The sequence below is a fragment of the Enterovirga sp. CN4-39 genome, assembly GCF_049446235.1.
Taxonomy (GTDB): Bacteria; Pseudomonadota; Alphaproteobacteria; order Rhizobiales; family Beijerinckiaceae; genus Enterovirga.
Genome location: NZ_JBMSEF010000002.1, coordinates 70338 through 79852, shown reverse-complemented (window position 1 = coordinate 79852; position 9515 = coordinate 70338). Strand labels below are relative to the sequence as shown.

The following is a 9515-nucleotide window of genomic DNA, read 5'->3' as shown; positions in this document are numbered from 1 at the left end:
CGTGGGATCGGGCGACTAGCCGCGCCGGCGGTTAACGGCGCGTAATCGCCTTTGTTCAATCCCGCATTTCTGCCCCTTGGCCATGCCAGGTCGTTAACGTAGCCCTTACCCTAACGGGACAAGCCTCCAGCCCGACCCGGCCCCGCCCAGACGGCCCGCGAGATCCGATGACCCTCATCCAGATGCTGCAATCGCTACTTCTCGGCACCGTCGAGGGGTTCACGGAGTTTCTGCCCGTTTCTTCGACGGGACACCTGCTGCTGCTCCAGCACTTCTTCGGCCTCGACGGCGAGGCGAACAAGACCTTCGCCATCCTGGTCCAGCTCGGCGCAATCCTGGCGATCGTGACCGCCTATTTCGGCCGGCTGAAGCGAGTCGCCATCGACCTGCCGCACGATCCCGCCGCCCGCCACTTCGTCATCGGGGTGCTGGTCGCCTTCCTGCCGGCCGCGATCATCGGCGCGCTCCTGCACGGCTTCATCAAGGGCGTGCTGTTCAACCCGGCCATCGTCTGCATCTCGCTGATCGCGGGCGGCTTCGTCCTGATGATCATGGACCAGATCGACCTGAAGCCCCGCTACCGCGACGCGACCGCCTTTCCCCTGCGCATGTATCTCGGCATCGGCCTCATCCAGTGCTTCGCCATGATTCCGGGCGTCTCCCGCTCGGGCGCCACGATCGTGGGTGCGATGCTGCTCGGGGCCGACAAGCGGTCCGCGGCCGAATTCTCGTTCTTCCTGGCCATGCCGACCATGGCGGGCGCCTTCGCGTACGACCTCCTGAAGAGCTACAAGCTGCTGTCCTTCCACGATTTCGCCAGCATCGCGATCGGCTTCGTGGCGGCGTTCGTGGCCGGGCTCTTCGTCGTGAAGGCCTTCCTGGACTACATCTCCCGCCACGGCTTCACGCCCTTCGCCTGGTGGCGAATCCTCGTCGGCTCGGCGGGCCTCGCCGGCCTGATCGTGGTGGGCTGAGCCGGAGGGCGACTTGAAGCGAGGGGCCGGGCGGCTTAAGTCCTTGCCCGCAATGCGATCCGCCGCGGGCGTGCCGGCCGGACCTCGCTCATGTCCTGCGGAGTTTCGCCCGAGCCCCTATGCGCGCGTATCTGGATTTCGAGAAACCCGTCGCCGAACTCGAGGCGAAGGTCGAGGAGCTACGGACCCTCACGGAGGGCGACGATGCGGTCGAGATCCGGGAGGACGTGTCGCGCCTGGAGGCTAAGGCCTTCGCGGCCCTCAAGGACCTGTATGACGGTCTCACGCCCTGGCAGAAGACCCTCGTGGCGCGGCATCCGGAGCGGCCGCGCTTCGTCGATTACTGCCGGGAGCTCATGACGGATTTCACGCCGTTGGCGGGCGACCGCAAGTTCGGCGAAGATCAGGCGATCCTCGCCGGCTTCGGACGGTTCCGCGGCGAGGCGGTGGCGATCCTCGGCCAGGAGAAGGGCTCGACGACCGAGACCCGCGTCCGGCACAATTTCGGCATGGCGCGGCCGGAGGGCTACCGGAAGGCCGCCCGCATCATGGAGATGGCCGACCGCTTCGGGCTGCCGGTGATCAGCTTCGTCGATACCGCCGGCGCCTATCCGGGCATTGATGCCGAGGAGCGCGGCCAGGCCGAGGCGATCGCGCGCTCCACCGAGGCCTGCCTCGCGCTCGGCGCCCCGAACGTCGCGCTCGTGATCGGCGAAGGCGGGTCGGGCGGCGCGATCGCGGTCGCGACCGCCAACAAGGTCCTGATGCTCGAGCATTCCGTCTACAGCGTCATCTCGCCCGAGGGCGCGGCCTCGATCCTCTGGCGCGATTCCACACGCGCGCAGGATGCCGCCACCGCCATGAAGATCACGGCGCAGGACCTCCTCCGCTTCGGCATCATCGACGAGATCGTGCCGGAGCCCGTCGGCGGTGCTCATCGCGACCGCGAGGGCGCCGTGCGGGCCGCGGGCGACGCGATCGAGCGGGCGCTGGCCAGCCTCGCGGGCCTCGGCCCGAAGGAACTCCGCGACCACCGCGCCGCGAAGTTCGAGGCGATCGGGCGAAGCTTGGGCTAGCCCCTCTAACCCGCCGCCGCGATCGCCTCCGCCAGCGCGACCGTGCGGGCGGCCATGTCGGCATGCATGCGCTCGACCATGCGGCCGTCGAGGGAGATCACGCCGCGCCCTGAATTCTCCGGCAGGTCGAAGGCCGCGATGATCTTGCGGGCCGCCTCGACCTCGGCGGCGGCGGGCGCGAAGACCTCGTTCGCCACCGCGATCTGGTTGGGATGGATCAGCGTCTTGCCGTCCATGCCGAGATCCCGCCCCTGCTCGCATTCGGCCCTGAAGCCCTCGGCGTCCTGCAGGTTGTTGTAGACCCCGTCCAGCACGTCGAGCCCGTGCGCACGGGCCGCCGCCAGCACGGTCGTCAGCCAGGGCAGCATCGTCCAGCGCCCGGGCACGAAGCGGGCGCGCGTCTCCTTGGCGATGTCGTTCGTGCCGAGCACGAAACAGGCGAGACGGGCGGTCTCGTGCCGCGCCGCGCGGGCGATCTCTTCCGCATGCAGGATCGCGACCGGCGTCTCGATCATCGCCCAGACGCGGAGTGCATCCGGAGCCCGGGCGGTCGCCAGCGCGAGTTCGACGGCTCCGATCGTCTCCGGATCAGAGACTTTCGGGATGAGAACGGCATCCGCGCCGGAGGATGCGGCCGCGACGAGGTCGTCGTGGCCCCAGGGCGTATCCAGCCCGTTCACCCGGATGACCACTTCGCGCCGGCCGAAGCCGCCGGCCGTCACGGCGGCGACGACCTGTTCGCGCGCCGATTCCTTCGCGTCGGGCGCCACCGCGTCCTCCAGATCGAGGATCACCGCGTCTGCCGAGAGCGTGCGGGCCTTCTCGATCGCGCGGGCATTCGAGCCCGGCATGTAGAGCACGCTGCGGCGGGGGCGGATGGCGGCGCTTGCACTCATCGGGTCACCTTGGCTGAACCGACGAGTGCCATGCCGCCTCGAGGGCGCGCCCGCAACCCTCCTGGGCTCAGCCGGCAGGCTCTCCCGCCCCAGTCTCGGCGAGCAGCCACGACAGCGTCGCCGCATCCGCTCCGGACGGCGAGAGGAAAAGGATGATGGGGGTCTCGTAGGGGTGGCGGGCCTTCAGGGCCGCCGCGACCGCCTCCCGCAAACCTCCCCGGGTCTTGATGATCCCCACCGCCTCGGCCCCGCGTTCGACGGCGCCGTTCCAGGCATAGACCGACCGCATCCCGGGGATGATGTTCACGCAGGCGGCGAGCCGCTCCCGGACGAGGCTTTCCCCGATCTCGAGGCCGACGGCCTCATCCGGAAAGGTCGTGTAGAGGAGAAGAGCCGTGTCCACGCCCTTGATCTCGAAAGGCGGGCGGCCTTGCCGGCCGCCCGAGTTGGTTCAGCGCGACGCCTTGTAGAGCTTCGTCGCGATCTCGAACATCTCCTCCGGCGCGTAGTTCGGCGAGAAGGCGGACGGCACGCCGGTGAGCTGCTGGATCTTGCCGCCATCCGGCATTCCGTCCACCACGATCAGCTCGCCCGGAGGATCGTCCGGCAGAGCCTGCTCGCCATTGCCCCAGATGCCGGACATCTCGCGATAGTCGCTCGGGCTGAAGGTGTAGAGCCGGCGATGCGAACCCTCCGCCAGGTATTTCTGGCATTCGGGAATGTTGCCGAGCGGAATGTTCGGCACGGGCAGCATCTTCTCGATATCCACGCCGGTGATCTTCTTGAGCGCCAGCGCATAGGCATGCGCATGGACGGAGCCGCGCACGAGGAGATAGCCGCACACCTCCCGGCCGGTCGGGTCGGAGAGCGTCTCGTAGACCCGCAGCTTGTGAAGCCTCGCGCCGCATTCGAGATGGAAGTTGTGCAGCAGGTCGAGCACCACGTTGCCGGTCGAGGTGATCATGTCGTTGTTCCAGCTATGCCCGTTGCTGTTCACGGGCATGGCGCCGCCGCCGCCCGACAGGAACGCCGCCGCGAGCCGGATGTCCTTCATGTCCGCGAAGGGCGCGTCGGAGATGTCGCCGCCGTCGCCTTCATCCTCGGCGCCGGTATCCGGGCCGTTGTTCAGCATCGCGACGCCATTCGACACGAGCTCCACGTGCCCGAGTTCCTCGGCCGTGATCGCGGCCACGAGGCTGTAGAACGGGCGGAGCTTGCTCTTGGAGCGAAAGTTGAAGCTCTGGAACATGTAGTTCCCGAGCGTCGACATCTCGCCGTACTTGCCGCCGAGCAGCTCCTGGAGCGCGGCGGCGGCGTTGGGATCCTGTTTCGCGGGCGGTGGAAGTTCGACCTGCAGCTTGTCGACGCGAAGGAACATCGGGGCGCTCCGTACTTCGGTAGGGTTTACGGCAACCGATCCTCGGACCGGTCCGTTCCCTCGTGTACGGAGATTGACCTCTCCCGCGGCGGCCTAGGGCCGGTGCGGCGCTCCCACCAGGTCGATCAGGGCTGGGATCAACGGCTCGTCTGCGGGCGGCATGGGATAGTTCCGCAGCTCGGTGGGGCGAACCCATTTCAGCCGCTGCCCTTCGAGCGGCTGCACCAAGCCGCTCCAGCGCCGGCACGCATAAAGCGGCATCAGCAGGTGGAAGGTCTCGTAGGCATGGCTGGCGAATGTCAGAGGGGCCAGGCACGGCTCCTCGACCGTGATGCCGAGTTCCTCCTTCAGCTCCCGGATGAGCGTCTGCTCCGGCCGCTCGCCGGGCTCCACCTTGCCGCCCGGGAATTCCCACATGCCTGCGAGTTGCTTGCCTTCGGGCCGCTCGGCGATGAGCACGCGGAAATCGGCATCGATCAGGGCGACCGCCGCCACCAGGAGAAGCTTCATCTACTCGCCGAACCGGTACTGGAGAGTGACGCCCGCGCCGAGGTCGCGCGTCGACCGGACCGTCGAATTGCGGATGTCGGTCGGCTCGATCTTGTTCGCCTCGCCGAAGAGTCCGAGCGTCGCCCGCCTCGACACCTCGAGCTCCAGGTCGGGGGTGCGATGACCTTCGAGGAGGCCGGACCTCGTGAACGGGGCCGTCACCTCGACCGGATCGCGGGCGGTCAGCGCGCCGGGACGCGCCGGCTGGTCGCTCGGCAGCACCCACCTGCTGCGCGAGGAGGAGGAGCCGGTGGTCTCCGGCATCTCCACCGGCAGCGGCCCGGATAGATCGAGGTTCCCGATGGAGACGGTGTTCGCGACCGGCGCATAGGCGAGCCCGGCGGCCGAGGTCGGCCCGGCCGTTCCGGCCCTGCGACGCTCCTCGTGCGCCCGGACGAACACCGCGATCCCCGCGCTCTCGAAGGAGCCGGCCGGCACCGGGGAGCCCGCGCCGGGCATGCGGAACTGCTCCGGCCCGGCCTGCGCAGCGGCCGCGCCGAGAACACCAAGGAACGCGCCTGCGCGGCAGGCCAGCCGGACCACTCCCGAATTCTCCGATTCCACCAAAGCTTGGCCGGAGGATACCTCGGCTACTGGCGCAACGCCCAGACCACCTCGACCTCGGACGAGAAGGTCACGGTGCCGGCCTCCAGGGGGACCGCCTTCCCGCGACCCTCGGCCGCGGCCATCCGCATCACCGGATAGGGCGGGGAAGGCCGCTCCGTCCGCGGGGGCGTGGTGATTCGCTCGACAGGACCGAGCGCCACGCCGGCAGCCTCGGCGACGGCTTTGGCACGCTGCATCGCATCGCGCGTCGCGGCAGCACCCGCCTCCTGCTCCGCCTTGGCCGGCTCGCGCAGGCCGAACGACACGCCGTCGATCCGGTTGGCGCCGCCCTCGACGGCCTGGCGCATGAACTCGCCGAGCTTCGCCATGTCGCCGAGCCTGACCGTCACGACGTTCTGCGCCTGGTACCCGTCCGGCTGCTGCTCGCCTCCGGCCGGGGTGCGGACCATCTTGAAGGCCTGCTGCAGGCTGACCGCGCTGGTCGCGATATCGCGCGCCTCGACGCCCGAGCTCTTGGCGAGCGCGATCGTGCGGGCGACGGCGGCCGAGTTGTCGGCCAGCGCGGCGGCCGCATTCGGCGCGCGCGAGGTCACGCCGATCTGGACGGCCGCGAAATCGGGCGGGACCTCGATCGTCGCCTGCCCGACGACGCTGATCCGACCCGGCTCCCGGGCATCGCCGGCGGCCGGCTGTGCCGAGACCGGAGCGGCGAGCGCTCCGAGGCAGAAGGCAGCGACAGCGATTGTGCGGAAGGTCACGAGCGGTAATCCCCGTTGATTTCGACATAGGCCTTGGTGAGGTCGCAGGTCCAAACCCGCGCCTTGCCCTCGCCGAGGCCGAGGTCGACCCTCACGGTGATCTCGTCCTTTTTCATGACGTCCGAGGCGGCCTCCTCGCTGTAATCGGGATCGCGGGCGCCCGCGACGGCGACGCGCACGTCCCCGAAGGAGATCGCCAGACGGTCGCGGTCGGCCGGCTCGCCGGCCTTGCCGACCGCCATGACGACCCGGCCCCAATTGGCGTCCTCGCCGGCCACGGCCGTCTTCACCAGGGGCGAATTGGCGATCGACATCGCGATGCGATGGGCCGAGCGGTCGCTCTCGGCGCCCGAGACCTCGACGGTGACGAACTTGCGGGCGCCCTCGCCATCCCGGGCCACCAGCTGGGCGAGCTCGACCAGGAGGTCGTCGAGGGCCTCGCGGAAGGCGCCGAGGGCAGGATCGTCCGCCTGCTCGATCATGCGCCCGCCGGCCTTCCCGGTCGCGAAGAGGAGGAGCGTGTCGGACGTCGAGGTGTCGCCATCGATGGTGACGCAGTTGAAGCTCGTCTCCGTGCCCTTCGCGAGCAGCTCCTGGAGCACGGGAGCGGCGATCGCGGCATCCGTGAACACGAAGGAGAGCATCGTGGCCATGTCGGGCGCGATCATGCCGGCGCCCTTGGCCATGCCGTTGATCGTGACCTCGGCATCGCCGAGCCGGACCCGCCGGGTCGCGACCTTCGGGAAGGTGTCGGTCGTCATGATGGCGCGCGCCGAATCCACCCAGGCGTCCGGGCTGACGCGCCCGGCGCAATCGGCCAGGACGCCGCGAAACTTGGTGGCGTCGAGCGGCTCGCCGATGACGCCGGTGGAGGCCAGGAAGACCTCCTCCGGCCGGCAGCCGGCCGCCTCGGCGGCGATCTCGGCCGTGAGCCGGACGGCGTCGCGGCCCTTCAGGCCCGTGAAGGCGTTGGCGTTTCCGGAATTCACCACGACGGCGCGGGCCGTCCCGCCCGCCAGGTTCTCGCGGCACCAATCGACGGGCGCGGAGGGGCAGCGCGAGCGCGTGAACACGCCCGCCACCTGCGTGCCCTCGTCCAGGGCGACATAGAGGACATCCGTGCGGCCCTTGTATCGGATCCCGGCCTCGGCGGTCGCGAGTCGCACGCCGGGGATGGCCGGCATGTCGGGATAGCTCTGCGGCGCAAGCGGCGAGACGGCGTGGGACACGGGGGCACCCTCATCATGGCCGGGTCGTCCCGGCCTCACATGGTGGCGGGGCGCCTCTCACATCCGGGCCGCCGCCACAAGCCCGGTCCATCCGGGCCGGCCGGATCAGTCCGCATCCCCCTCCAGAGCGGCACGCGCGACCGCATAGGGGAACCCGGCACGGCAGAGGGACGCGAGGTCCTTCTCGCGCGCATCCGCGGCGGGCCGCGTCCGCCAAGGCCCGAGGCGCTTGCGCTGGGCGTAGCGGCGGGCAAGCGCGAGTTCGTCCGGCTCCTCCTCGGCCAGCGCCGCCTCGGCGTGCTCCTCGCTCACGCCCTTGGCCCGCAGCTTCTGCCGGATGAAGCGTGTCGAGGTCCCGCGGCGGGTGAGCGAACTGACCTTGGCTTCCGCAAAGCTCCGGTCGTCGATGAACCCGCCTTCCACGAGTTTCTCCACGACGGCGGAGATCAGGTCGGCGATGTCCTCCGTGAGCGACACCTCGGGACCGAGCCGCCGACGGGCCTTGTTGGCCAGGATGCGGCGCAGGTTCTCCGACGAGGAGGCGTAGCGCTCCAGGTAATGGAGAGCCGCTCGTTCGAGATAGGCGCGCGTGACGGGGCGCGGGCGGATGTCGTCTCGCATGGCGGCGGGGGCTCATAGCATGCGCCGGACGGGAGCCCAGCCTGCCGGATGGCTCCGCCTTGCGAAGGCCGCAGCGCCGGGCCTAAGTCGTGGACCATGCCCGCCTTCCTGCTCGACCACGCCTTCCTGCCCTCGGGCTTCGCCCGCGACGTGCGCGTCGAGGTGGAGGACGGTCTCATCACGGCGGTTCAGCCGGGTGGCCCGGCCGCCGGGACGGAACGCCTTCCCGGCATCGCGCTCCCAGGCATGCCGAACCTGCACAGCCATGCCTTCCAGCGCGGGATGGCAGGGCTCGCCGAACGGCGGGGACCTGCGAACGACACGTTCTGGACCTGGCGCGAGGTGATGTACCGGTTCCTCGGCCGGCTCTCGCCGGAGGATGTCGAGGCCATTGCGGCCTTCGCCTATGCCGAGATGCTGGAGGGCGGCTACACGCTCGTCGGCGAGTTCCACTACCTCCACCACGATCCGGCCGGGCAGCCTTATTCCGACATCGCCGAGCTGTCGGGCCGCATCGCGGCGGCGGCGAGCGAGACCGGGATCGGCCTCACCCTCCTGCCCTGCTTCTATGCCCAGGGCGGCTTCGGCGGTCGCCCGCCCGTCGAAGGGCAGCGCCGCTTCATCAACGATCTCGATTCCTTCGCCCGCCTGCTGGATGGCGCTCGCCGCCACCTCGGGCAGGTGCCGGGCGCCCGCATGGGCGTGGCGCCGCATTCGCTGCGCGCCGTCACGCCGGCGGCCCTGGAGGCCGTGGTCGACCTCGTGCCCGAAGGCCCGATCCACATCCACGCGGCCGAGCAATGGCTCGAGGTCGAGGATTGCGTCGCCTGGTCGGGACGACGCCCGGTCGAGTGGCTGCTGGAGAATGCCGGGCTCGACGAGCGCTGGTGCCTGATCCACGCGACCCACATGACCGCGGACGAGACGGCGCGGCTCGCGGTATCCGGTGCCGCCGCGGGTCTCTGCCCGCTGACGGAGGCGTCGCTCGGCGACGGCACCTTCGAGGGGCCGCGTTTCCTCCGGAGCGGCGGCGCCTTCGGCATCGGCACCGATTCCAACATCCAGATCGACGCCGCCGCGGAACTGCGCCAGCTCGAATACAGCCAGCGCCTCGCCCATCGCGGCCGCAACCTGATGACGCTGGACGAGGGCGAATCCACCGGCCGCCGCCTGTTCGCCTCCGCCCTCGCGGGCGGCGCACAGGCGATGGCGCAGCCGATGGGCGCAATCGCCCCGGGGCAGCGGGCGGACTTCGTCGTGCTCGACGCGGAGCATCCGGCGCTGGCCGCCGCGGGCCCGGAGAGCTGGCTCGATTGCTGGATCTTCTGCGCCGGCCAGAGCCTCGTGAAGGACGTCGTCGCCGGCGGGGAACGGGTCGTCAGCGACGGCCGCCACCACCGCCGCGAGGAGATCGCTTCGCGCTACAAGGCGAGCGTAGCGCGGCTCGTGGGCGAGGTTTAACGGCCG

General features: G+C 70.0%; 11 protein-coding genes. 3 read left to right on the top strand and 8 right to left on the bottom strand.

The genetic code is table 11. The features are described from left to right. Nucleotides 1-167 precede the first annotated feature (167 nt). On the top strand, nt 168-974 hold the full coding sequence (locus tag ACO2SS_RS04105) for an undecaprenyl-diphosphate phosphatase (protein ID WP_423276316.1): 807 nt from the start codon (nt 168-170) through the stop codon (nt 972-974). A gap of 119 nt (nt 975-1093) precedes the next feature. Continuing rightward, nucleotides 1094-2050, top strand: coding sequence for an acetyl-CoA carboxylase carboxyltransferase subunit alpha (locus ACO2SS_RS04100; RefSeq protein WP_423276315.1), 957 nt, complete (start codon nt 1094-1096; stop codon nt 2048-2050). Nucleotides 2051-2055: 5 nt separating this feature from the next. On the opposite strand, the gene ACO2SS_RS04095 is transcribed toward ACO2SS_RS04100, so the two are convergent. The 8 genes from ACO2SS_RS04095 to ACO2SS_RS04060 form a co-directional block, all read right to left on the bottom strand. Next, the gene (locus ACO2SS_RS04095) at nt 2056-2946 is read right to left on the bottom strand and encodes an HpcH/HpaI aldolase/citrate lyase family protein (RefSeq protein ID WP_423276314.1); all 891 of its coding nucleotides are present in this window, start codon (nt 2944-2946) and stop codon (nt 2056-2058) included. A 67-nt stretch (nt 2947-3013) separates the two neighbouring features. Beyond that, on the bottom strand, nt 3014-3349 hold the full coding sequence (gene cutA, locus ACO2SS_RS04090; protein WP_423276313.1) for a divalent-cation tolerance protein CutA: 336 nt from the start codon (nt 3347-3349) through the stop codon (nt 3014-3016). Nucleotides 3350-3397: 48 nt separating this feature from the next. Next, the gene (locus tag ACO2SS_RS04085) at nt 3398-4324 is read right to left on the bottom strand and encodes a manganese catalase family protein (protein WP_423276312.1); all 927 of its coding nucleotides are present in this window, start codon (nt 4322-4324) and stop codon (nt 3398-3400) included. A 93-nt stretch (nt 4325-4417) separates the two neighbouring features. Continuing rightward, complete coding sequence (locus ACO2SS_RS04080; RefSeq protein ID WP_423276311.1) at nt 4418-4834, bottom strand: (deoxy)nucleoside triphosphate pyrophosphohydrolase; 417 nt, start codon at nt 4832-4834, stop codon at nt 4418-4420. Then, complete coding sequence (locus ACO2SS_RS04075; RefSeq protein WP_423276310.1) at nt 4835-5416, bottom strand: hypothetical protein; 582 nt, start codon at nt 5414-5416, stop codon at nt 4835-4837. Nucleotides 5417-5463: 47 nt separating this feature from the next. After that, on the bottom strand, nt 5464-6198 hold the full coding sequence (locus tag ACO2SS_RS04070) for an SIMPL domain-containing protein (RefSeq protein WP_423276309.1): 735 nt from the start codon (nt 6196-6198) through the stop codon (nt 5464-5466). Next, nucleotides 6195-7382, bottom strand: coding sequence for a bifunctional glutamate N-acetyltransferase/amino-acid acetyltransferase ArgJ (gene argJ, locus ACO2SS_RS04065; protein WP_423276791.1), 1188 nt, complete (start codon nt 7380-7382; stop codon nt 6195-6197). The genes ACO2SS_RS04070 and argJ overlap by 4 nt, the downstream gene beginning before the upstream one ends. A 150-nt stretch (nt 7383-7532) precedes the next feature. Continuing rightward, a complete protein-coding gene (locus ACO2SS_RS04060) occupies nt 7533-8048 on the bottom strand; it encodes a regulatory protein RecX (protein ID WP_423276308.1) in 516 nt (171 codons plus the stop codon). 96 nt (nt 8049-8144) lie between these two features. On the opposite strand from ACO2SS_RS04060, the gene ACO2SS_RS04055 reads away from it, so the two are divergent. Further along, nucleotides 8145-9509: a formimidoylglutamate deiminase gene (locus tag ACO2SS_RS04055; protein WP_423276307.1), complete on the top strand. Its 1365-nt coding sequence runs from the start codon at nt 8145-8147 to the stop codon at nt 9507-9509. The last annotated feature ends 6 nt before the right edge of the window (nt 9510-9515 follow it).

Excerpts from the sequence above, each read along its gene's own strand:
- argJ (WP_423276791.1), bottom strand. The coding sequence starts at position 7,382 with ATGCCGGCCATCCCCGGCGTGCGACTCGCGACCGCCGAGGCCGGGATC.
- ACO2SS_RS04055 (WP_423276307.1), top strand. The coding sequence starts at position 8,145 with ATGCCCGCCTTCCTGCTCGACCACGCCTTCCTGCCCTCGGGCTTCGCC.
- ACO2SS_RS04105 (WP_423276316.1), top strand. The coding sequence starts at position 168 with ATGACCCTCATCCAGATGCTGCAATCGCTACTTCTCGGCACCGTCGAG.
- ACO2SS_RS04085 (WP_423276312.1), bottom strand. The coding sequence starts at position 4,324 with ATGTTCCTTCGCGTCGACAAGCTGCAGGTCGAACTTCCACCGCCCGCG.
- ACO2SS_RS04060 (WP_423276308.1), bottom strand. The coding sequence starts at position 8,048 with ATGCGAGACGACATCCGCCCGCGCCCCGTCACGCGCGCCTATCTCGAA.
- ACO2SS_RS04100 (WP_423276315.1), top strand. The coding sequence starts at position 1,094 with ATGCGCGCGTATCTGGATTTCGAGAAACCCGTCGCCGAACTCGAGGCG.
- ACO2SS_RS04080 (WP_423276311.1), bottom strand. The coding sequence starts at position 4,834 with ATGAAGCTTCTCCTGGTGGCGGCGGTCGCCCTGATCGATGCCGATTTC.
- ACO2SS_RS04095 (WP_423276314.1), bottom strand. The coding sequence starts at position 2,946 with ATGAGTGCAAGCGCCGCCATCCGCCCCCGCCGCAGCGTGCTCTACATG.